The organism is Methylobacterium sp. NEAU K (genome assembly GCF_030700285.1).
Taxonomy (GTDB): domain Bacteria; phylum Pseudomonadota; class Alphaproteobacteria; order Rhizobiales; family Beijerinckiaceae; genus Methylobacterium.
This window is the reverse complement of sequence record NZ_JAUYZJ010000017.1, coordinates 1-22,090: the sequence shown is the minus strand read 5'-3', so window position 1 is coordinate 22,090 and position 22,090 is coordinate 1. Positions and strand designations below refer to the sequence as shown.

18 protein-coding genes and 1 pseudogene are annotated in these 22,090 nt (G+C 67.7%); 16 read left to right on the top strand and 3 right to left on the bottom strand.

All coding sequences use genetic code 11. The features are described from left to right. The first annotated feature begins 13 nt into the window (after nucleotides 1-13). The 12 genes from Q8W67_RS14990 to Q8W67_RS14935 all read left to right on the top strand — a co-directional run bounded on the left by Q8W67_RS14990 (nucleotide 14) and on the right by Q8W67_RS14935 (nucleotide 14,996). Nucleotides 14-1,282, top strand: coding sequence for an MSMEG_0569 family flavin-dependent oxidoreductase (locus tag Q8W67_RS14990; RefSeq protein WP_305546838.1), 1,269 nt, complete (start codon nucleotides 14-16; stop codon nucleotides 1,280-1,282). 664 nt (nucleotides 1,283-1,946) lie between these two features. After that, a complete protein-coding gene (locus Q8W67_RS14985; RefSeq protein ID WP_305546836.1) occupies nucleotides 1,947-2,918 on the top strand; it encodes a transporter in 972 nt (323 codons plus the stop codon). Between the two features lie 779 nt (nucleotides 2,919-3,697). Next, the gene (locus Q8W67_RS14980; protein WP_305546834.1) at nucleotides 3,698-4,201 is read left to right on the top strand and encodes a hypothetical protein; all 504 of its coding nucleotides are present in this window, start codon (nucleotides 3,698-3,700) and stop codon (nucleotides 4,199-4,201) included. Nucleotides 4,202-4,312: 111 nt separating this feature from the next. After that, nucleotides 4,313-5,062, top strand: a complete 750-nt coding sequence (locus Q8W67_RS14975) for a hypothetical protein (RefSeq protein WP_305546832.1) — start codon at nucleotides 4,313-4,315, stop codon at nucleotides 5,060-5,062. A 60-nt stretch (nucleotides 5,063-5,122) separates the two neighbouring features. Continuing rightward, on the top strand, nucleotides 5,123-5,980 hold the full coding sequence (locus tag Q8W67_RS14970; protein WP_305546830.1) for an AraC family transcriptional regulator: 858 nt from the start codon (nucleotides 5,123-5,125) through the stop codon (nucleotides 5,978-5,980). A gap of 160 nt (nucleotides 5,981-6,140) precedes the next feature. After that, nucleotides 6,141-9,116, top strand: coding sequence for a molybdopterin cofactor-binding domain-containing protein (locus tag Q8W67_RS14965; RefSeq protein WP_305546827.1), 2,976 nt, complete (start codon nucleotides 6,141-6,143; stop codon nucleotides 9,114-9,116). After that, nucleotides 9,113-9,976, top strand: a complete 864-nt coding sequence (locus Q8W67_RS14960) for a xanthine dehydrogenase family protein subunit M (protein WP_305546825.1) — start codon at nucleotides 9,113-9,115, stop codon at nucleotides 9,974-9,976. The genes Q8W67_RS14965 and Q8W67_RS14960 overlap by 4 nt, the downstream gene beginning before the upstream one ends. After that, nucleotides 9,964-10,497, top strand: a complete 534-nt coding sequence (locus Q8W67_RS14955) for a (2Fe-2S)-binding protein (protein WP_305546823.1) — start codon at nucleotides 9,964-9,966, stop codon at nucleotides 10,495-10,497. Before Q8W67_RS14960 ends, Q8W67_RS14955 begins: the two co-directional genes overlap by 13 nt. Continuing rightward, entirely contained in the window at nucleotides 10,490-12,049 is a 1,560-nt protein-coding gene (locus Q8W67_RS14950; protein WP_305546821.1) for an AMP-binding protein, read from the top strand. Before Q8W67_RS14955 ends, Q8W67_RS14950 begins: the two co-directional genes overlap by 8 nt. Nucleotides 12,050-12,116: 67 nt before the next feature. Then, complete coding sequence (locus Q8W67_RS14945) at nucleotides 12,117-12,923, top strand: enoyl-CoA hydratase/isomerase family protein (RefSeq protein WP_305546819.1); 807 nt, start codon at nucleotides 12,117-12,119, stop codon at nucleotides 12,921-12,923. 222 nt (nucleotides 12,924-13,145) lie between these two features. After that, a complete protein-coding gene (locus tag Q8W67_RS14940) occupies nucleotides 13,146-14,495 on the top strand; it encodes an MFS transporter (protein ID WP_305546817.1) in 1,350 nt (449 codons plus the stop codon). 30 nt (nucleotides 14,496-14,525) lie between these two features. Next, complete coding sequence (locus Q8W67_RS14935) at nucleotides 14,526-14,996, top strand: TIGR02444 family protein (protein WP_305546814.1); 471 nt, start codon at nucleotides 14,526-14,528, stop codon at nucleotides 14,994-14,996. A 7-nt stretch (nucleotides 14,997-15,003) separates the two neighbouring features. Here the strand turns inward: Q8W67_RS14935 and Q8W67_RS14930 are convergent, their stop codons facing one another. After that, nucleotides 15,004-15,576, bottom strand: a complete 573-nt coding sequence (locus Q8W67_RS14930) for a UbiX family flavin prenyltransferase (RefSeq protein WP_305546812.1) — start codon at nucleotides 15,574-15,576, stop codon at nucleotides 15,004-15,006. A 113-nt stretch (nucleotides 15,577-15,689) separates the two neighbouring features. Further along, nucleotides 15,690-16,613, bottom strand: coding sequence for a LysR family transcriptional regulator (locus Q8W67_RS14925; RefSeq protein WP_305546810.1), 924 nt, complete (start codon nucleotides 16,611-16,613; stop codon nucleotides 15,690-15,692). Nucleotides 16,614-16,793: 180 nt separating this feature from the next. Between Q8W67_RS14925 and Q8W67_RS14920 the strand changes: the two genes are divergently transcribed. The 3 genes from Q8W67_RS14920 to Q8W67_RS14905 all read left to right on the top strand — a co-directional run bounded on the left by Q8W67_RS14920 (nucleotide 16,794) and on the right by Q8W67_RS14905 (nucleotide 20,493). Further along, entirely contained in the window at nucleotides 16,794-18,179 is a 1,386-nt protein-coding gene (locus Q8W67_RS14920) for a UbiD family decarboxylase (protein WP_305546808.1), read from the top strand. A 7-nt stretch (nucleotides 18,180-18,186) separates the two neighbouring features. Continuing rightward, a complete protein-coding gene (locus Q8W67_RS14915; protein ID WP_305546805.1) occupies nucleotides 18,187-19,893 on the top strand; it encodes a GMC family oxidoreductase in 1,707 nt (568 codons plus the stop codon). A 210-nt stretch (nucleotides 19,894-20,103) separates the two neighbouring features. Beyond that, complete coding sequence (locus Q8W67_RS14905; protein WP_305546803.1) at nucleotides 20,104-20,493, top strand: transposase; 390 nt, start codon at nucleotides 20,104-20,106, stop codon at nucleotides 20,491-20,493. 30 nt (nucleotides 20,494-20,523) lie between these two features. On the opposite strand, the pseudogene Q8W67_RS14900 reads toward Q8W67_RS14905, so the two are convergent. Further along, a pseudogene (locus Q8W67_RS14900) lies at nucleotides 20,524-20,727 on the bottom strand (helix-turn-helix domain-containing protein); the annotation flags it as partial. A gap of 529 nt (nucleotides 20,728-21,256) precedes the next feature. Between Q8W67_RS14900 and Q8W67_RS14895 the strand changes: the two are divergent. Beyond that, nucleotides 21,257-22,090: porin (locus tag Q8W67_RS14895; protein ID WP_305547004.1), on the top strand; the 834-nt coding region annotated here is incomplete at its 3' end.

Below are 22,090 nucleotides of genomic sequence, written 5' to 3'. Positions count from 1 at the left end.
CGGAGTGAGAGCCATGACGTCCACGCCCCATCACGTCCCCGTCGCCATCGTCGGCGGTGGCCAAGCCGGCCTCTCGGTCAGCTATCACCTGAAGCAGCGCGGGATCGATCACCTCGTATTCGAGAAGCATACCGCCGCCCACACGTGGTCGAGCCAGCGCTGGGACACGTTCTGCCTTGTCACGCCGAACTGGCAGTGTGACCTGCCGGGGCACCCCTACGATGGGCCGGATCCGGACGGGTTCATGAGGAAGGACGAGATCGTCGCGTACCTGAAGGACTTCGTCGCCAAGGTAAACCCGCCGATCCGCGAGGGTGTCGCGGTCACACGCGTCGAGCGGCAAGCGGACGGCACATTCTTGGTCCAGACCTCGGACGGCGACTACACGGCGAACGAGGTCGTGGTCGCGTCGGGTGGTTATCACACCCCGATCATCCCGCGAATGGCCGAGAAGCTGCCGGAGAGGGTGACGCAGATCCACTCGAACCAATACCGGAACCCGGCCCAGCTGCCCGAGGGCGAGGTGCTTGTCGTCGGTTCAGGGCAGTCCGGCGCACAGATCGCCGAAGACCTGCATCTCGCAGGCCGAAAAGTGCATCTCGCAGTGGGCGATGCGCCTCGCTGCGCCCGGTTCTACCGGGGCCGCGACGTCGTCACGTGGCTCGCCGACATGGGCTACTACGAGATGACGGTCGACAACCACCCGCTGCGCGACGGCGTTCGCGACAACACCAACCACTACGTGACCGGCCGCGACGGTGGCCGGGACATCGACCTGCGCCGCTTCGCCAATGAGGGCATGAAGCTCTACGGCGTGCTGGAAGATTATGACGACGGTACTCTGCGCTTCCGCGACAACCTCAAGCGCTCACTCGACGGAGCAGACCGGACGTACAACGGCATCAACGCTGCCATCGACAAGTACATCACCGAGAACAATATCGACGCTCCGGTGCAGGAGCACTATACGCCCGTCTGGGAGCCGGGCGAGCCCGTCACCAGCCTCGCTCTCGCGGGCTCCGGCATCACCTCGATCGTCTGGTGCATCGGCTTCACGCCGGACTTCCGGTGGCTCGATGCGTCCGTGTTCAACGGCGCGGGGAGCCCCAAGCACAAGCGCGGGGTGACGAAGGAGGACGGCGTCTACTTCATTGGACTGCCCTGGCTGAACACCTGGGGCTCGGGCCGCTTCGGCGCGGTCGGCCGCGATGCCGAGTTCGTCGCGCAGGCCATCCAGAAGCGCCTCGGCGCTGAGCGGTTCGCCCTGAAGTTCGCCGTGTAGCCGGGCGCCCCTGAGGCGGCGCTCAAGGCATCCGCTCGTACGGCACCGATGGCTGCGTCGGCCCATATTAAAGACGACCTCGCCATCGCTTCCTCTCCGGTGCGGATGGAACCAAGCCTTGAAACCTGCTGCCACGCTGCCCCTCACACGCGCATAGGAGAAGGCCTGTGAGTCTGCACATCAGGCTTGATCGGGTTGGTCCGTCCCTGTCGAATGCCGCCCCCTACACATTGGGTATGCCGCATCTCTGCGCGAACGGTCTGTCGGAGAACTGGCTCCGGAAGGAGCTGGGACACCGCCATTGGGAGTTGATCGCTCAGGCGCCCGGTAGAGTAGCGGCTAAGTTCCGAGAAGTCGCCCTTGCTCGCAGCTCCGGGCTGCCGAAGCCATACGACCATGCGCCAACATTTTTCCGACGTGGTCGCTGACAAGCGTGCTTTCGCCGCAACACGAACAAATCCCCTCGTATCGGCCGTCGTTTTTGCAGTAGACTCAAAGTAAAATGTTGGCACACTTATAGTCGTTATGGAAATGCGTACAAATTGATCGCGTTTCCATACAACCAAGACACTGCAGTCCAACAACACAACCTATCGACATCTCTGCCGAGGTCTTTCGGCGAACGGGAACGCTCGGCCTGCGCTTGGCGGAAAGGGGATTGAGGATGCTGAACAGGATCACGGCAATGCTCGCGGGAGCTGCGGCCGTCGCGCTGAGCGCGACGGCCGCCTTTGCCCAAGCGACAACCATTCCGGGCGAACAGGTCGGGCTCGCCGCCGGCGCGCCGTTGCCCGAGGGCCTCTACGCGGTGGACACCTTTATCTACCGTCGCACCGATCAGCCATTCTCGCCCGACACCGCGATCAACGTCCCGTTCCTGCTTTGGTCGACCCCGCTGACCCCTCTCGGCGGCCGTATCGAAGCCCTCGTCGCTCAGCCCACCGTGTTCGCCTTCACCCGCAACGGCGGCGGCCAGCGAAACAAGGACATCTCGATCAACGTCGGCACCCTGCTCGCCGGTATCTGGGCGTTCGACCTCGGCAACAATTTCGGCGTCAGCTTCCTAGGCGGCGTTCACTTGAACGACCTTGATGCCGGCCGCGGTTCTCTTGGGACCGGATTGGCTGGTACGCCAGTGCTGCCGCAGTTCTCCTCGAACACTTACAGGTTCGGAGTCGCCGGCAGCTACACAGGCGACGGCTGGAACATCACCGCCAACCTGACCGGCAACGTCTACGACACGCCCGGTCGCTTCGGCGGCCCGGTCGGTGCAGCGATCGGCCCGATCCGCCTCTCGGATGCAATCCTGCTCGATCTGACCGCCACTAAGAAATTCGGCAACTTCGAGATCGGTCCGATCGCCTACGGCGCCTACAACTTCGATATCAGCCAGTTCAGCGCGGCGAACGGCAATCGCGGCCGCTTCGCGGTCGGTGGCCTCGTTGGCTACGATTTCAAGGCCTTCACCGTTCAGGCTTACGTTGCCCGTGACGTGATCACCGGCGCCCAGTACACGAACGCGCTCGGCCGGACGCGCGACAACTACTCGACCGATGGCTTCATCAGATTCATTGTCCCGCTCTACACCCCGCCGGCCCCTGCTCAGGTGGTGACGCCGCTGGTCCGCAAGGGCTGACGTCAAGCGATCATGCGCCGCGGTCCGCACACCGCCGCGGCGCGCTCGGTATCGAAGTGAAAATCCTTCCCAGGGTCTACGCTTCGATAGGGGCCGAGCGGCCCGGTCTCAACAGCTAAACCCGCTCGGCCCCGCCTATTTACGCTGGCGGCGCAATGCCACCGAAACGACCTCCGTAGGAACGGCCATGTTCCGGCACCGAGTAGACTGGCCTCAATAGTGAGGTTGGGTCACAAGCATTCGAATTCCCAACGTCGGCATTGCAGTACAGTTCGTTGGGCAGGAACCATTCAGTTATCTGCCAGCTCCGGTCTGCCGCTTCGCGCCCAAAGCAATCATAAGACACAGTGCGAGGATGTCTCCAAAGCGGACTTCGCAGGAGTCTAAGTTATGGGTCGCCTACTAAGCCGACCTTGACGTCAGACCGTTGCGCATCGACCGCGATCTTGGGGACAATCGTAACAGATTGTATATAATAAAAACTATGATTTCAATAAAAATTACAAATTAATTATGCCGCGTGAGCTCATCTCGAAATCCCATTTCCCCGAGAGCAGGCATCATATTGTCTGATGACCTAGATCAGTTTTGCTTGTTTGCTCACCGTCCTCGTGGCGTCTAGGTTTTCCGACAATGATCGGCCCTTCTCGCTCCCAGATCCGGGGGTGTTAGGACCAATGGGCGATCCCGAAGGAAACATGATGGATTTCGATGTCCCGCCCGCGCCGCGGCGTTACCGTTAGTCTGCGCCGATGCAACCGAATTGGATCGTCCTCTCCTTGACGTTAGCCTATATGGCGGCGATGGGGCTGATCAGCATCTCGGCCCGGCGCTACGCCAAGAGCGCGGGAAGCTTTACCTCCGGTGGCACGCGCTACCCCGCGTTCCTGATCGGCTTCCTGCTGATGTCGGAGTTCATCGGCACCGCCACCAGCGTTGGCACCACGCAGACGGCCTACAAGGTCGGCCTGTCAGCGGCTTGGAACGTACTGGCCCTCACAATCGGCTTCGTACTCTACGCCATCCTCCTGGCTCCCCGCTTCAAGCAGCTCGGCGAGAACACGATTTCAGGTGCGCTGGCCAAGGCCTACGGCCGCCCGACCAAGCTCGCCACCTCACTCATCATGATCTTCGCGCTGCAGATCGTGGCCGTGTCGACCTATGCGGGCGGCGGGACGATCCTGGCGGCCCTCCTCAATGTCGATCGGGCGAGTGCTATCGTCATCACGGGCGCCATCGCGACGCTCTACGTCAGTGTCAGGGGCATGCGCTCGGTGATCTAAACCAACGTCCTGCACGCGTTGGTCAAGTATGTCGACATTCTGACCGCTGTCGTCTTCGGACTCTCCCGGGTTGGCGGCCTCGCAACCCTGCAGGCGCGCCTGCCCGAGCGGATGTTCGCGATAGATGCGGTCGGCTGGCCGCAGATCTTCGCCTGGCTTGTAGCCGGCATCGGCGCCGTCTTCTCGACGCAATACGTAATCCAGGCGATCAACACCGTGCAGGACGGGCGCACGGCGCGGCAGGCGAGCTTCTATTGCGCCATCCTACTCGTCCCGTTCGGGATCTGCGCTGCCCTGGTTGGTGTCTGCGCGGCGGCTCTCCGGCCCGAGATCTCGGCGATCCATGCTCTGCCGGGGCTGATCACCCAGATGGACGACCTCCTCGCCGCTGTCGTCGTAGCAGGATTGGCAGGATCGCTGTTCGGAACGATCTCGGCCCTCAGGATCGGCGCCGCGACGCTGCTGTACAAGGACTTTTATCTCTCACGCCTCCGCACAGAGGAAGGGGCGTCGACCCTGCGCTTCGTGCGCGTCACCACGATTCTCGTTGGCCTGTTCCCGATCCCTCTGGCAATCTTCGCGCCCGACATCCTGAAGGTGACGTTCCTGGCGAAATCACTGCGGGCGACCCTCGCGGTTTTGGTCCTTTTCGCCTTCTATGCGCCGCGCTTCGGCAGCCCACGCGCCGCGGTCGTCAGCATCCTGGCCTCCCTCGTCCTGACGATCAGGTGGTTCTTGGCTGGGGACCCGAGGGGAATCGACAATGCCTACGTGGCGCTCGTCATCCCCATCGTCGTGATGGCGTTCGCTCAAGTCTGGAAGAGTGCCGCGCCCCGGAGCGAGCCAGCGACATCACCCTGAAGCGAATCGACTGCTCGGCCAGATCTGGCTGCGTCCCGGATGCCATGCTAAAAATTGTCGATGTCCGAGGCTCTTGAGATCGCCCATGGCGCCTTCGGCCGCGTCGCTCTCCTCGACATGGACCGCGGCCTCGTCCGCCACGCGCACCCGCATTGCCATGTGCTGCTGAAGGTCGAGGGGGACGACACGCAGTTCCTCGTCGGCGACCGCGTGGTGGCGCTCACCGATGATCAGGCCATCCTGGTCAACGCTTGGGAGACCCACGCCTACCTGCACGATCCGCGGCGCGACAAGGCGATGATCCTCGCACTCTATATCGAGCCGGACTGGCTCGGCGCCTTCCGGCGCAACTGGGCGGCGAGCGGGGCGCCCGGCTTCTTCGGCCAGTCGTCCGGCGGCGTGACACCGACGATCCGCCGGCTCGCCCATGACCTCGCCGCGGAAATGGTCTACGCGCCGCATTCCTCGCACATCCAGGACAAACTCCTGTCCGGCCTGATGATCGCGGTGATCGAGCGCTTCACGGCTTGGCGGGAGGCGGGCGAGGCCCTTCGCGCCGCCGCCCGGCGCAATGCCGGCGATTGGCGCATCCGGCGCGCCGTCGCGCAGATGCGAGCCGAGCCCGGCGCCGCACGCGGGACCGACGCGCTGGCGCGCCAAGCGGGCCTTTCCCGGGCGCAGTTCTATCGCCTGTTCGAGCAGTCTACCGGGGCTCCGCCCCATGTCTTCCTCAACGCGATCCGGGTCGAACAGGCCGTCGAGGCGATCGTGCGCAGCGAAGAGAGCCTTGCCGAGATCGGCACGCGCCTCGGCTTCGCCGCGCCCGCGCACTTCTCTCGCTTCTTCCGCGACCATGTCAGCGTGCCTCCGAGCGTCTTCCGCAGCATCGTCAGACGGGGCGGCGAGCCCGCGATCTGACGGGCTGTTCTCACGGGGACAGGGACTTTCACGCGCGGCAATACCCGCAAAATGAGACGTTTCGGTAAGTCGCGAGACGCGTCGGCATCGTCGCTCGCTCACCGGGCCGCCATCCTCTTCGCAGCACGGAACCCAAGAGAGTTCCGGCGGAGGAAGCGGATTGGGCATCGAGCACACGGCATTCATCGGACGATCGGTGGAGCGCGTCGAAGACGCCGCGCTGCTCTCGGGGCTCGGCCGCTATATCGACGATCTCGGCACCGGGCCCGGCACGCTGCACGCGGCGATTCTGCGTTCGCCCCACGCCCACGCGGACATCGTCGCCATCGACACCGAGGCGGCGCGGGCGCTGACCGGGGTCGTTGCCGTCGTCACGGGCCGGGACCTCGCCGCCATCACAACCGGCCTCGTCCCGGCGGTTCGGGCCGCCGTCGATGCCCGCGCGATCGCGGTCGACCAGGTGCGCTACGTCGGCGAGCCCGTCGCAATCGTGGTGGCGCGCGACCGTTACCTCGCGGAGGACGGCTGCGACCTGATCGAGCCGCAATACCGGGTGCGGCCGGCCGTCGTCGATCCCGTCGCTGCGCTCGCCCCCGACAGCGTGGTCCTGCACGAGGGTGTCGGTTCGAACCTCGTGAGCGACCGCCGGTTCCGGTACGGCGACCCCGAGGCCGCCTTCTCGGAGAGCCCGCACAGCCTGTCCGTGACGGTGCGCTATCCGCGCAATACCGGCACGCCGATGGAAACCTACGGCGTCGTCGCGTCCTACGACCCGACGGACGATTCCTATGACGTCCTGGCGAACTTCCAGGGACCGTTCAGCATCCACGCGGTGGTGGCGCGGGCGCTCAAGGTTCCGGGCAACCGCCTGCGCCTGCGCACGCCGCCGGATTCCGGCGGCAGCTTCGGGGTGAAGCAGGGCGTCGCCCCCTACGCGGTCCTGATCGCCGCGACGGCCCGCCTCGTCGGCCGGCCGGTGAAGTGGATCGAGGACCGGCTGGAGCACCTCTCGGCCTCCGTCTCCGCGACGAACCGGGTCACCACCCTCAAGGCCGCCTTCGGCGCGGACGGGCGCGTCACCGCCCTCGACTGGGACCAGATCGAGGATTGCGGGGCGTATCTGCGCGCGCCCGAGCCCGCCACGCTCTACCGGATGCACGGCAACCTGACGGGCGCCTACGCGATCCGGAACGTCGCCGTGCGCAACCGCGTGGTTCTCACGAACAAGACCCCGACCGGTCTCGTGCGCGGCTTCGGCGGGCCGCAGGTCTATTATCCCCTCGAACGGCTGATGCAGCGCATCGCCCGCACACTCGGCCTCGACCCTTTTGCGGTGATCCGCCGGAACCTGATCCCAGCCGACGCCTTCCCGTACCGCACCGCGACCGGCGCCCTCTACGATTCCGGAGACTACCAGCGCGCCCTCGACGAGGCAGCCCGGGACGGGGGCCTCGTCGAGCTGAAGCGGCGGCGCGACGCGGCACGGGCTGAAGGACGCCTCTACGGCATCGGACTGACGGCGGCGGTGGAGCCGAGCGTCTCCAACATGGGCTACATCACCACGGTGCTGACAGCGGCCGAGCGAGCCAAGGCCGGCCCGAAGAACGGCGCACAATCGACCGCCACCATCACTCTCGATCCTGTCGGCTCGGTGACGGTGCAGGTCGCCTCCGTGCCCCAGGGGCAGGGGCACAGGACGGTCCTCGCGCAGGTGGTGGCCGACGTCCTCGGGATCCCGATGGAGCAGGTCCGGGTCACGGCCGACCTCGATACGGCCAAGGATGCGTGGTCGATCGCCTCGGGCAACTATTCGAGCCGCTTCGCCGCCGCCGTGGCGGGCGTCGCGCATCTCGCCGCCACGCGCTTGCGCGACAAGCTCACGCGGATCGCGGCGGCACAGCTGAACCTGCGGCCCGAGGATCTGGTCTTCGCGGGCGGGCGCGTCGCCTCGCGCACGAACCCGGATGCGGGCCTGCCCTTCGGGCGCGTGGCCGCCGCGAGCCACTGGTCGCCGGGGCTCGTGCCCGAGGACGTCGGCGCGGCCATCCGCGAGACGGTGTTCTGGACCCCCCCGGAGCTGACGGCGCCCGACGCGGAGGACCGCGTCAATTCCTCCCTCTGCCACGGCTTCATCTTCGATCTGTGCGGCGTCGAGATCGACCGGGTCACCGGCAAGATCGGCATCGACCGCTACGTCACGATGCATGATTGCGGGCGCGTGCTGCATCCGGGCATGGTCGAGGGGCAGGTGCGCGGCGGCTTCGCGCAGGCGCTCGGCGCCGCCGTCTACGAGGAGCTCGCCTACGGCGACGACGGCGCCTTCCTGTCCGGCACCTTCGCGGACTACCTGTTGCCCACCGCCACCGAGGTGCCGGACCTGCGGATCCTGCATGTCGAGAGCCCCTCGCCCTTCACGCCGCTCGGCGCCAAGGGCGTGGGCGAGGGCAATTGCATGTCGACGCCGGTCTGCCTCGCCAACGCGGTGGCCGATGCCCTCGGCCTCGAAGAGATCGACCTGCCCCTGACGCCTGCCAAGCTTGCGAGGCTCGCGGCAGGGGGGGACGAACTGGCGCCCCCGGCCGGCCACGCCGCCTCGAAGCCGCCGACAAAGCCCGGCGATCGCACCCTGCGCGGCGAGGGCACGGCCGAGGTCACCGCACCACCGGAGTCGGTCTGGGCGATGCTCCTCGACCCGGATGTCCTCGCTTCCGTAATCCCCGGATCTCACGGGGTGCGGAAGCTCTCGGACACCCATTTCCAGGCCGATGTCAGCCTCGGGGTCGGCCCTGTGAAGGGCCGGTACAAGGCCGACGTGACCCTCTCCGACCTCGACGCGCCGCGGGCGGCGACACTGACCGGCACTGTCACAGGCGGCCTCGGCAGTGGTGGCGGCAGCGGCCGAATAACCCTGGAGCCCAATGCGACCGGGGGTACCCGGGTCTCCTACGTTTATGAGGCGTCCGTTGGCGGCAAGGTCGCGGCGGTGGGAGGAAGGCTCCTCGACGGCGCGGCGCGCGTGATCATCGGCGGGTTCTTCGCGGCCCTCGCCCGTCGGGCCGGCGGCTCGTCCAGCCGCTTTCCGCAGATCCCGGGCTTCCTGCGCCGGCTGCTCGCGCGCCTCGGAGTTTCGGCATGAAGCCCGCCCCGTTCGGCTACGTCCGCGCTGCATCCCTGGAGGAGGCCCTCGACGCTCTGCGTCAGCACGGCTCCGAGGCCCGGATCATCGCGGGCGGTCAATCCCTGATGCCGATGCTCAACATGCGGCTGACCAAACCCGCCATGCTCGTCGACGTGATGCGCATCCCCGCTCTTCAGGAACCTCGCGTCGAGCAGGGAGCCCTCATCGTCCCGGCCGGTGTGCGCCAGGCGATCCTGCTGGAGCGGCCCAAGCTCGCCGAGGACCTGCCGCTCCTGGCCGCCGCCCTGCCCTGGGTCGGCCATCTCCAGACCCGGGCGCGCGGCACGCTTTGCGGCTCCGTGGCCCATGCAGATCCGAGCGCCGAGATCCCCCTGTGCCTCCTGGCGCTCGGCGGCGAGGTGCGCCTGCGGAGCCGCCGGAAAGTCCGCGGCGTCGCCGCGGAGGCCTTCTTCACCGGCATGATGGTGACCGAAAAGGCCGACGACGAGATGATCGAAGCCATCGCGTATCCTCTGCGCCGACACAGCACCGGCTACGCCTTCGCGGAGGTCGGCCGCCGCCACGGCGACTTCGCGATCGTCGCCTGCGCGGCCGTGGTCGACGGCACGCGAATGCGGCTCGCGATCGGCGGCGTCGCGGACCGGCCCACCGCGCGAGACTTTCCCCATCTCGAAGGGTCGGCGCTCGACGATGCCCTCAACGCCTTCGCGTGGGACCTTGGGGCGGGCGACGATCTCCACGCCACTGCCCGCTACCGCCGCGACCTCGTGCGCAACCTCGGGCGGCGCGTGCTGCAAGACGCGGCCAAGGTAGCGAAGGGCGAGACCAACCGGGAGGCCGCGCCATGCCGCAGCTAGACGCGAAGGGGCGCCACACGGTCGCCTTCACCCTCAATGGACACCCGGCCACGGTCGAGGTCGAGACCCGCACGCTCCTGACCGACGCGCTCCGGCACGGGCTCGGCGCCACGGGCACGCATGTCGGCTGCGAGCACGGCGTCTGCGGGGCCTGCACGATCTCCATCGATGGCGTGCCGGCCCGCGCCTGCCTGACGCTGGCTATTGGAATCGAAGGCTGTGCGATCCGGACAGTGGAGGGCTTGGCCCCGGAGCCTGGTCGGCTCGGCATCCTCCAGGCGGCGTTCCGGCGCCGCCACGCCCTGCAATGCGGGTTCTGCACCGCCGGGATCCTGATGTCGCTCGATGCCTACCTCGCCCTGCGACCGCGCCCGTCGCGCCGGGAGATCACTGAGGTCATTGGCGGCCATCTCTGCCGCTGCACCGGCTACGCGCCGATCATCGAGGCCGCGCTGGAGGCGGCCGCGGAACTGCGGGGCGAGGGCCCGGCCCCGACCCCTTCGGAGAGCGCCCATGCTTGATCTCGGCACCAGCTTCCTGGCGAGCGTCTCGCGCGATCCGCGGGCGCTGGCCATCGTCGACGGCGACGTCCGCCTGTCCTACGTGGAGTGGATAGCGGTGATCTCCGCGACCGTCGCGGGCCTCGGCCGGATGGGGCTCAAGCCCGGCGACCACCTCGTTACCGTCCTGCAGAACCGTCACGAGGCGGCGACCCTGCACTGGGCCTGCCAGTTCGCCGGGATCGTGATCACGCCGATCAACTGGCGCGCGAAGCCCGACGAGATCGACTTCGCCGTTGCGGACGCGGAAGCCTGCGCGATCGCCTACGAGCCGGTCTCGGCAGAGAGCCTACGGGCCAGCGTGGGGCCGAGCCGGATTCCCCGCATCGCGGTTGGCATGGCCCCCGGCCCCGGCGACACGGCGTTCTCGGAGCTTGCCGCCGGAGAGGCCGCGCCAGCGAAGCCGCGCGCCGACGCGGAAGCGATCTCGCTGATGCTCTACACCTCCGGTACCACCGCCAAGCCGAAGGGCGTGCCGCGGCGGCACAGAACGGAACGGGCGGCGGCCCTCGCCCATGTGGCGCAGAATCTCTACGGACGCGCCGAGCGGACCCTCGGCGTCATGCCGCTCTACCACACCATGGGCGTGCGCTCGCTCCTGGCGATGTCGCTGATCGGCGGCACCTTCGTCTGCCTGCCGCGCTTCGACGTGGCCCGCGCCCTCCGGCTGATCGCGGCGGAGCGGATCACGAACCTCTACCTCGTGCCCACCCTCTACCACGACCTCGTCCACCACCCGGATTTCCCGGCGACCGACACCGGCTCCGTGCGCAAGCTCGGCTTCGCCGGGGCACCGATGACCGACGGATTGCTCGCGCGCCTCACCGAAGCGTTCCGGCCGGACCTCTTCGTGAACCATTACGGCTCGTCGGAGGTCTACACCTTCACGATCAACCACGAGGCCGCGACCAAGCCCGGCTCGGCCGGCCGGGCCGGGCTCAACACCATGGTGCGCATCGTGCCCCTGACGGGCACCCCGGACGCGCCCGCCGCGCCCGGCGAAGAGGGGGAGATCGCCGTCATTGCGAGTGGCGACGAGGCCTTCGAGGGCTATTGGCGCCGCCCCGAAGCCACCGCCAAGGCGTTCCGCGACGGCTGGTACTTCACCGGCGACATCGGCTTTGCCGACGCCAACGGCGACATCTTCGTCACCGGCCGGGTCGACGACATGATCATCACCGGCGGCGAGAACGTCTCGCCCGTGGAGATCGAGAGCCGGCTCTCGCTACACCCCGCCGTGTCCGAGGTCGCCGTCGTGGGCTTGCCCGACGAGCGCTGGGGCCGGATCGTCGCTGCGTTCATCAAGCGGAGCGGCCGCGTCGACGCGGCGGTCCTGGACGCCCACTGCCGGGAAGGCGGCCTACCAAGCCACAAGCTCCCGCGCCGCTACGTCTTCGTCGACGAAATTCCGAAATCGCCGGTCGGCAAGCTGCTGCGCCGCCAGCTCGTCGCCGGCGAGTACGTCCCTGAGCGCGCGGCCGAGCCCCGCGCCGAAGGGAATGCCGCGGCCTGACCGCGCCGTTTCGCGCGAACGTCGCCCCCTCAACGCCCAGAGAGCCCCGAAGCGAGAGCCCGAGTCCATGACGACAGATCATCAGACCACCGATCCACGCCTGACGAACCTCGACGGGTTCCGCGTGGAGATCGACGCGGAGCGCGAACGCGCCGACGTGATCCTGGCCCGGCCGCCCATGAACGTGATCGCGATGCCTCAGAGGGACGAGATCCGAAAGGTGTTCGAGGCCCTCGATGAAGATGAGCGCGTGCGTGTCATCGTCCTGCGCGCGGAGGGCGAGCATTTCTCCTCGGGTGGCTACATCAAGGGCTTTCTGGAGGCCTCGCCCGAGCACGTCTCCAGGCTCGCCTGGAACATCGCCGCGCCCGCCCGCTGTTCGAAGCCGGTGATCGCGGCCAACCGCGGCTACACCTTTGGGGTCGGCTTCGAGATCTCGCTGGCCTGCGACTTCCGCATCGTCTCCGAGACCTGCCGTTACGCGCTGCCAGAGCAGAAGCTCGGCCAGATCCCCGGCTCAGGTGGTTCGGCCCGGCTCCAGAAGATCGTCGGCATCACCCGCACCAAGGACATCGTGATGCGCTCCCGGCGCATCCCCGGCCATCAGGCCCTGGACTGGGGCATCGCCACGGAATGCGTGCCCGATGCGGAACTGGAGCGGGCGACGGACGCCCTCGTCGAGGAGCTGCGGGCCTTCTCCCCCATCGCGCAGCGCACCGCCAAGAAGCTCCTCAACGATACCGAGGACGCGAGCCTCTCGATCGCCATCGAACTCGAGGGTCATTGCTACAGCCGGCTGCGGCAGGCCGACGACTTCCGCGAGGGCGTCGAGGCCTTCCACGCGAAGCGGGCGCCCCGCTTCGTCGGCTCCTAGCCCCGCCGGGGCAGCGGCTGGTCCGACGGGGGGAAACGCGTAGGGACTGCCGCGACGCGGGGGCGGCACGCCATGCCCCCCGCGTCACCTCTGGAAACGATCGGTCGTCCCGCTCCGGCGGGACACGATGGCGCGCGCCCGGACAGGCCGCGCTCCGAGCCGGCGCGAAGACCGGCCGACGACGACCCAAGCAGCAACGACCGCATCCCAGGGAGGAAAGCCATGTCTACCGCCGCGGCGCTCACGCCCGATCCCCTCGCCCTCACCAAGGCTACGGGCCGACAGACCTTCACAGCCGCCCTGGCGTCGCTGTTCGGCTGGGGCCTCGACCTGTTCGATCTCTTCATCCTGCTCTATGTCGCGCCCGTCGTCGGGGCGCTGTTCTTCCCAGCCGACAAGCCGATGCTGTCGCTGGCCGGCGCCTACGCCTCCTTCGCGGTCACGCTGCTGATCCGGCCGCTCGGCTCGGCCCTATTCGGCTCCTATGCCGACCGCTTCGGCCGGCGCCGCGCCCTCATGTTGGCGGTGACCGGCGTCGGGCTGTCCACGGCGATCTTCGGCCTCCTGCCCACGGTCGGGCAGATCGGCTGGCTTGCCACCGCGATCTTCCTGCTGTTCCGCCTCGTCCAGGGCATTTTCGTCGGCGGCGTGGTCGCGGCCTCCCACACGATCGGAACCGAATCCGTGCCCGAGCGCTGGCGCGGCCTGATGTCGGGCGCGGTCGGCGGCGGCGGCTCGGCCATCGGCGGCCTCCTCGCCTCGCTCGTCTTCTACGTCGTCTCGTTCATCGCGCCGGGCGATGCCTTCGCCGTATGGGGGTGGCGGCTGATGTTCTTCTCAGGCCTGCTCACCTCGGTGATCGGCCTGATCCTGTTCCGCAACCTGGAGGAATCGCCGATCTTCCGGCAATTGCAGGCACGCAAGGCCGAGATCCGCGCAGGAGCCACCGCGGAGGCTTCGCCGCTCCGGACCCTGTTCTCGCCGGCCAATCGGACAAGCTTCGCGGTCTCGGTGCTGATCGCCTTCGGGGGTGGGGCGGCCTACTACCTGACCTCGGGCTACCTGCCGACCATCCTCAAGCTTGTGAACGGCGTGCCCAACGCAAGCGCCTCGATGATCCTGGTCGGCGCCAATGTCGCGGCGGCGGTCGGGGCCTGCGGCATGGGCGCGTTGAGCCAGCATCTTGGACGGAAAAAGTCCTTCATCCTGATGGGGGTAATCCGCCTCTTCGCCTTCCCGGCCCTGTTTCTGACCATGGCGAACACGACGAGCCTCGCGGGGGTGGCGGCCTGCGCCTGCCTTCTCGCGCTTATCGCCAACGCCAGCTACGGGCCGCTGTTGATCTTTCTGAACGAGAAATTCCCAACGGCGGTGCGCGCCACCGGCACCGGCCTGACCTGGAATATCGGCTTCGCCCTCGGCGGCATGTTGCCGACCCTGGTCTCCCTCGTCTCCGATGGACCGAGCCAGATCCCGATGGTTCTCGCCGTGGTCACGACCGGCGTCACGTTGGTCTATCTCGTGGGTGCCTTCCTGACCGAGGAGACGCAGGGCAATCTCGACCTGACCTGAGCACTCCAGCGCGCGAGGCGGCGCATCCCGATGACCGGCGATCCTCTCTGGACCTTCGCCTGCGAACTCTACGGCCGGCCCGGCATCGCCCAGGCCTGCCTCGCCCTGCAAGACGAAGGCGGCGTCGACGTGCCGCTCCTCCTCTACCTGATCTGGTGCGACCGGACCGGGCGGCCGGTGGACGCGACGGCGATCATGCGGGCAAATGCCCGGGTCGCCCCCTGGAGGGGACAGGTGATCGCACCGCTGCGGGCGATCCGCCGGGCGATGCGGTCAGAGCTCCTGCCGGGGCAGCCGACAGAGGCACTCCGGGAGCGGATCAAGGCTGCGGAACTCGACGCGGAGCGCCTCGCCCTCGCGGCTTTGTCGGAGGCCGCGCCGGCACCGAACGGCCCCGCAGGTTCGGGCACGGACGCCCTTGCGCACTACGCCGCCCATCTCCGCCTGCCTTGGCCGGACGGGCCGCTACAGGTCCTGACGGCGGCGCTGGCCACAGGCTGATCGCCAATCAGGCCTCCTCGGCCCGCCAACGCCGCACCCCGTGAAAATCGATGTCGAACAGGTCGAGTACCCGCCCGAGCGTGTGGTCCACCATGTCGGCGAGGCTCTCGGGACGTGCGTAGAAGGCCGGCACCGGCGGCGCGATGATCACCCCCATCTCGGAGAGCGCCGTCATGGTGCGCAGGTGCCCGGTATGGAGCGGGGTCTCCCGCACCATCAGGACCAGGCGTCGGCGCTCCTTCAGCGTCACGTCGGCTGCCCGCGTCAGCAGACCAGAGGTGACGCCAGTGGCGATCTCGGCCTGGCTCCGCATGGAGCAGGGCGCTACGATCATGCCGCGCGTCCTGAAGGATCCGGACGCGATCGACGCGCCGATATCGGCTTGGGCGTAGGTCCTGGCTGCCAGTGCCCGCACGTCGGCGACCTTAAGGTCGGTCTCGTGGGCGAGCGTCACTTCCGCCGACCGCGACATCACGAGATGCGCCGGGATCGCGAGGTCGCGCAGGATCTCCAGGAGACGGACACCGTAGATCACCCCGGAGGCCCCGGAGATGCCAACCACAAGGGGCAGGGTGTTCATCACTCCTCCCGGTCCCGTCGCATTGGGCGCGGCGCTTTCGCCGCAAAGTATCGGGGTGCGGGCGCGCCTGTCGAATAACGTTGGCTGATCGGCGCCATCAGGCTCGGAGGAGCCTAACCGGTGATGATGTGCGCCTGCAGCGCGGCAGCCGCAGCGCTCAGCTCCTCCGTGAGAATAGCGAGGAAGAGCTGCGCCGCCTTGCTCAGCGGGTTCTTCGGGTGGTGAATGATCACCAACTCGCGCGCGATGCGCGGCGCCACGATGCGGTAGGCCTTGAGGGATCCGTCCGCGAGCTGGCGGCTGACGGCGATGCTCGGCAGCACGGTGAAGCTCGCGGAGCGCGCCACGAAATCCGCGATCGCGGACGGCAGGTCGAGTTCGAGCTTCGGGCTGAGGGTGACGTCGGCCGACCCGACGCGGCGGTCGAGTTCGAGGCGCAGACCGTGCCGGGTCGAGGGCAGGATCAGGTCGAGGGCGGCGAGGTCGGCCATCCGGAAGGGCAGTGGCACCGGCAGCGGCGTGTCGCGCCCGCCCACGACCACCATCTCCTCGTCGAGGAGCGGTGCCGTGACGAGGCCGAGCCGGCGGGCGGGCCGGTTGATCACCGCGAGATCGAGGGCGCCGGTGCCGACGCCCTCGATGAATGTGCTTGTGTAACCGTCGGCCAGCGACAGCTCGACATCCGGATAGGCCGCCGCAAAACGCACGAGGACGCTCGGCACCACGCTCATCGATAGGGACGACAGGATGCCGACCGTCACGCGCCCGGAGACCGTCTGCGAGAGGCGCGCCATGACGGCGCGGGCCTCGGCAACGTCCCGCTGAATCGGCTGGACCAGCCGGTGCAGGGTGCGGCCAGCGGCGGTTGGCATCATCGCCTTCGGCTGGCGGTCGAACAGGCGCTGGCCGAGTTCGCGCTCAAGCTTGGCGATCTGCATGCTGAGCGCGGGCTGGACCACGTTCATCCGCTGCGCCGCGCGAGTGACGCTGCCCTCCTCGAACAGGGCGACGAAGTAGGAGATCTGGCGAAGGTCCATGGGCGGGACTCGGGCTGGCATGGGCGGCGGACGCCAAGGGATCATGCCTGGGACGATGCGGGCAATTCAGACCGGGTGATGCACGGCATCAGCAATCGTTATTTTTCCCGCGTGCTGGAAGGGCTTAACGCTTCCATCCATGACGGCACCGGCCGAGAACGCCCCCTCCGCGAGGACAGCATGAACGCGCCCGCCCCCGTCCGTTCACTGCGCGACTGGCTCGATCGGCTCGCCGGGAACGGGCGCCTGGCCGTGGCACGTCCGGGCATCGGACTCCGGCACGAGGCGGCGGCCGTGGCGAACCGGCTCGACGGACGCCGCGCCAGCCTGTTTCCGCAGCCCGGCGGGCATCCGGGAACCATCGTCTCGGGCCTCGTCTCAAGCAGGGCCTGGATGGCGGAGGCGCTCGACATCTCGCAGGATCGCCTCGTCGCCCATTTCCGGCGCGCCGCGGCCGAACCGCTGCCCTGGCGCGAGCGGGCCTCCGCCCCCGCACAGGAGGAGGTGCACCGGGAGGGCATCGACATCCTGAAGCTCCTGCCGGTCCCGACCCTGAACGAGCACGACAGCGGCCCCTACATCTCGGCGGGCCTCATGATCTCGCGGGATCCCGAGACCGGCCTGCAGAACGTCGCCATCCTGCGCTGCCAGATCAGCGGTCCGGACCGGATCGGCGTGCTGGTGCTGCCGCGGCACACCGACAACTTCTACCGCAGGGCGGAAGCTCAGGGACGGGGCCTTGAGGTCGCCCTGGTGGTCGGTGTCGATCCCGCGTGCCTCTTGGCCTCACAGGCGATCGTCCCCCTCGGCAGCGACGAATTGGAGATCGCCGGAGCCCTCACCGGCCGGCCCCTCGACGTGGTGAAGTGCCTGACGAACGACGTGCGCGTGCCGGCCGAGGCCGAGATCGTGATCGAGGGACGGCTCCTGCCCGAGGTCCGCGAGCCCGAGGGTCCGTTCGGGGAATTCCCGCAATATTACGGGGAGCGGGCCAAGCGGCACGTCATGCAGGTCGATGCCGTGACGCATCGGCCCAATCCGATCTTCCACATGATCGTCGGCGGCGGCCTCGAGCACCTGCTGCTCGGCGCGATCCCCCGGGAAGCGACCATTCTCGCGACCCTCCAGCGCAGCTTTCCCGGCGTCGAGGACGTGCATCTCTCCCTCGGGGGTGTCGGGCGCTACCACCTCTACGTCCGGCTGCGGAAATCGCAGGAGGGCGAAGCCAAGAACGTGCTGCTCGGGGCGTTCGCGGCCCATTACGACATCAAGCATGCCGTCGTGGTCGACACGGATGTCGATATTCACGACCCGAAGGAGGTCGAGTGGGCGGTCTCGACCCGCTTCCAGGCGGATCGGGACCTCGTGGTGGTCCCGAACGCGCAGGGCTCGAAGCTCGACCCCTCCGGGCGCGACGGCGTCGGTGCCAAGATGGGCCTCGATGCGACGGCTACCCTCGACGCCCCCCCCATGAAGTTCAAGCGCATCCGGGTCCCGGGCGAAGCCGAGGTCGATCTCGATGCGGTGCTCGCGCCCGACGCCGACTGGCGCAAGGCCGTCGGCTGAGCCGCCCGTGAGCACCCTGCCCGAGGCGGTCGATGTGTTGATCGTTGGCGGCGGCTCGGCCGGCTGCGTGCTGGCGAACCGCCTCTCCGCCGATCCGCGTCGCCGCGTGCTCCTCGTCGAGGCCGGAATCGACACCCCGCCCGGTCGGGTGCCGCCCGAGATCCTCGACAGCTACCCAATGCCGCTGTTCCACGGCGACACCTATGTCTGGCCTGGCCTCGACGCCGCGGTGACTCGCGATGCCCGCGGACAGGTTCGTCGCCGGGCCTACGAGCAAGGTCGGGTGATAGGCGGTTCATCCAGCATCAACGTCCAGGCCGCCAACCCCGGATTGCCTCGCGACTACGACGCCTGGGCCGAACTTGGTGCCGAGGGTTGGGCCTGGGACGACGTGCTCCCGTATTTCCGCCGGCTTGAGACCGACCTCGATTGCGGCGGCCCCTTGCATGGATGCGACGGGCCGCTGCCGATCCGGCGCATCCTAGAGCCCGCTTGGCCACCTTTCGCGCATGCGGTGGCCCGCGCCTTCGACGCGAGTGGCCTACCCCGCTGCGTTGATCAGAATGGCGAGTTCACGGACGGGATCTTTCCGCCAGCTTTTTCCAACCGCGACGACGCGCGGGTGTCGGCTGCCGCGGCCTATCTCGATGCCAGGACGCGGGCGCGATCAAACCTTGCCATCGCCGCCGAGGTCGAGGTCCGCTCGCTGGTGATGGATGGCCGCCGCGCGGCCGGAGCGGTGCTGCGGAGGGACGACGGATCAGAGCAGCGGGTGGAGGCATCCTCCGTCGTGATCTGCGCAGGCGCCCTCCAATCGCCGGCTCTCCTCCTGCGCGCCGGGATCGGCCCGGGCGACGCGCTCACCGCCTGCGGGATCCCGGTGCTGGTGGACCGTCCGGGCGTCGGAGAGAACCTGCGCGACCATCCGGCCCTGACCATCGCACAGATCCTACCGCGCGCCCTTCGGCTGCCTGCGGAGTTCCGGCGGGCCAGTCTTCTGGCACTGCGCTACACGTCCGATCACCCGGACGGCAGCGCCTCCGACATGTACCTCACCGCCTCGGCTCGGGCCGGCTGGCACGCACTCGGCGCGCGCCTCGCCCTTTACTTTCTGTGGGCGAACCAGCCACATTCGGTCGGGCGCCTGCGCCTCGACCCAGCGAACCCGGCCGGGCCGCCCGACATCGACCTCAACCTGCTGTCGGACCCCCGCGACCTCGACCGCCTCGCCTCCGGGGTCCGGTTCCTCGTCGATCTCGTCGTCTCGGCCGCCCTGAATCCCGATCCGGCCGACCTGTTTCCAGCGAACTACTCCCCGCTGATCAGGCGCCTCAGTGCCGTATCGGACCGGAACCGCCGCATCACCGCGCTGCTCGCGCGCCTCCTCGACGCGCCGGCCGTCCTGCGACGCCCGATGCTCCGCGCGTTCACGGGGGGCAGGGACTGGGCCACGCTGATCCGGGACGACGCGGCACTTCGCGGTTTCGTCCGCGACAACGTCTTCGGGGTCTGGCATGCGAGCGGCACCTGCCGAATGAGCCGCGCGGACGACCCTCGCGCGGTGGTCGACCCGGCGGGCCGCGTCATCGGCACCGAGAACCTTCTCGTCGCCGACGCATCGGTGATGCCGCGCCTGCCGAGTGCCAACACCAATGTCCCGACCCTGATGATCGCGGAGAAGATCGCCGACCAGATGAGATCGGGGGTGGGATGACTTGCCTCTAGGCCACCGGCTTCCTCGATGTCGATAACGTTCGCCTGGAATACAACTTCTTCGGCCAGCAGCCGGACGCGGCTCCGACGCTGGTGCTGCTTCACGAGGGGCTCGGCTCCGCGAGCCAGTGGGGCTTGCTGCCGAAAACCTGATCCTCCCTCGGTTCACGGACACCTCTGATACGCTCTGGCGGAGCGAGGAAGGTGTCGGATGGCGCAGACGAGACGGGCGTTCACGCCCGAGTTCAAGCGCGAAGCGGTCGCCCTTCTGGAGAGCAGCGGCCGGCCGCAGATGCAGATCGCGGCCGAGCTCGGGATCCAGCCCTCGATGTTGCGGCAATGGCGTGCAACGCTGAACGGAGCCCCACCCCGACCGCGGCCGGCAGGATCGACCGGGGCCTTGCCACCAACTGCGGTCGCATCGCCGTCTGATCAGGCCGCCGAGATCGCCCGCCTGCAGCGTGAGCTCGACCGCACGCGGGACGAGGCGCGGGCGGACGTGTTTGATTACATCGAGCGCTTCTACAACACGGTACGGCGGCACTCGACGCTCGGCTATCTCAGCCCGGTCGAGTTCGAAAACCGAGCCAAACCAGCTTAGGCCGGTGTCCACCGAACCGGCAGCAGGCCATTCATCGGGCGTCAGTACGGTGGAGCGTGGCCCTTTCGGACCCATGGCGGCGTCCGCCGTCGTCCGCCGAGCGCGCCACTTCTGTACTGTTGTCGGGCTGACCCCGTAGCGCCGGGCGGTGGCCCTCACACGCTCTTGACGTAGCTGTATTGCGCGACGGACCGCCTCCATCCTGTGGGCGCTGCCGGGACGAACCTCGCCCATGGTGCATCCCTCGCAGCGAGGTGGTCAATTCTAATATCACACTGCGCGATCAAATCCCTGGGCGACCGACCTCCGCCTCAGACTCGGCCTTGCGGGTGCTCTCCGGCGAAGCGCCGCCCAACGCCGCATACACCACATCTCTCGGCGTTTTCGATATCAGGACCTTGGAAACCCGGGTCGGAGCAGTCGAGACACCCCCCTTCGAGAACACTGCGCAAAGATTGCGATATTTAACGCACTTGTTATTGCGAGGCCTCAACTTTTCTCCGCGTCGTGTCTTCCAGAACACAGGCGCGCCACCCACGGGTGCTACTCGCGAGCTTCCCGCCCGCAAGTTTAAAACTTTATTTTGAAAAGAAATGTTGCCGAGCGTAACGGCTCAGGCATGATCCGGAGCCAGCAAGCATTCATGATTTGTGAACTTGCTGGAGCCCGCCACCAAGACGCAGGCCCGAACAAAAACGAGCGGCGTGACCCGGAAAACCGGGCATCGCCCAGGCTACGGGTCTCGAATGTTTTGGGGGTACGGATGAGATTTTTGAAAGCATCGCTGCTTGGGTCCGCTGCTGCATTCGCGGCCGTCGGGGCCGGCCAAGCCGCTGACCTGCCGGTCAAGAAGGCCGCCGCAGTCGAGTATGTCCGCGTCTGCAATGCTTACGGGGCGGGATTTTTCTATATCCCCGGAACCGACACATGTCTTCGAGTTTCGGGCCGGGCGCGTTTTGAGTACCTGTACCAGAACAGCGGCAACCGGAGCGGCACCAACGGCGACGTCTCAGGCTACCGATCGGTCGCCCGCATGAACCTCGATGCGCGGACGCAGACTGCGTACGGCACCCTCCGTGCCTTCACCCGTATCGAGATCCAGAACCGGACCGGGCCGTACTTCACCTCCGGATCGCGCCAGAGAGAAGCACTTGCCTTCCCTGCGCTTGGCGCGGATGCGTTCGGGCGAGCGCAACAATACGTCGATATCGACAAGGCCTTCATCCAGTTCGCCGGCATCACGGCCGGTCGCGCGTCGTCGTTCTTCGATTTCTACGCCCACGACTACGAGTTCATCGGCGGCACGACGGGCTCCGATACGTACAGCACCAACCTCCTCGCCTATACCGCCACGCTCGGCGGCGGACTGAGCGCGACGATCTCGGCCGAAGATCCGACGTTCCGGCGCTTTCCAGTCTTCGGCAGCGGATCGAACACCGCCGCCTCTCCGCTCGCGTTCAACGGCGGCTTCGCGCCCTTCGGGTCGGCGACGTTCCTTTCGCCGATCGTGGTGGGCACGAACCAGATCGCCCTCGTCGACGTCACGCAGAAGAACCGTGTCCCCGACGTCGTGGGCGTTCTCCGCCTCGACCAAGCC